Raw genomic sequence first — 710 nt, 5'->3', positions numbered from 1 at the left:
AGCTCCAGAATCGAATTCGCCTCGATTGCGTCGAAGGCGGTCAGATGCGAGCGGTCGTCGCCAACACCGCGGCTGTCGGGAATGCCGGCCGGGTTCTGGCGGCCGAAGCGGCGGTCGCGCAGCAGCCGATTGACGTCGTCGAAGCCGCCAAAACACCAGAAGCCGTAATCCTCCCAGAAGAAGGCATTGGAGATGCCATGCAGGAAGGCATAGGCCTCATAAGGGTTCTGCACGAAGGCCGGCTCGTGCGGGTCGAGCCGTAGGCGGCGGCTGGTTGGATCGAAAGCGAGATAGGCTGGCATCATGTCTGACCAATAGCGCGCCTTGTCGGCCAGATGCCAGACCGTATACCGTATCTTGGCCTCCGTCGTGCCCATGCGTTGGGCCAGGCACACAAGGCAGTGCGCGGAGCTCCGGCGCCGCGCTTCAGCGTCCCGTCTTCAGGATGCCTGCCACCTTGGCGGCGATCGCGGCGTCGAGCGCCTGCCAATTTCCGAGGAGCTCGCGCGGGAAACGGTAGGTGAGGCTGAGATCGTCGCCCACCTGGATGTCGCGCTCGCAGGGCGCCAGCGATTCCTCGGCGCTTGGCCCGCTCAGGCAGCGGGCGACGAAAGGGTCCTTGCCCGGCCGGTCGGCAACCGCCAGCACCTCGTTGAGGTAGCCCGATTTCTCGGTGAAGCCGTAGAGCGTCGTGCCGCCCGGACCTGGCG

General features: G+C 65.8%; 2 pseudogenes. Both read right to left on the bottom strand.

The annotated features are described in order from the left end of the window. Positions 1 to 305, bottom strand: a pseudogene (locus tag EOA29_RS38855) (cytochrome P450); the annotation flags it as partial. A gap of 121 nt (positions 306 to 426) precedes the next feature. After that, positions 427 to 710: pseudogene (locus EOA29_RS38850) on the bottom strand (hypothetical protein); the annotation flags it as partial.

Origin of the sequence: Mesorhizobium sp. M1E.F.Ca.ET.063.01.1.1, from assembly GCF_003998155.1 — a bacterium.
Lineage (GTDB): Bacteria > Pseudomonadota > Alphaproteobacteria > Rhizobiales > Rhizobiaceae > Mesorhizobium.
Note: the sequence above shows the minus strand (reverse complement) of the source record. Positions and strands in the feature narration are given on the sequence as shown.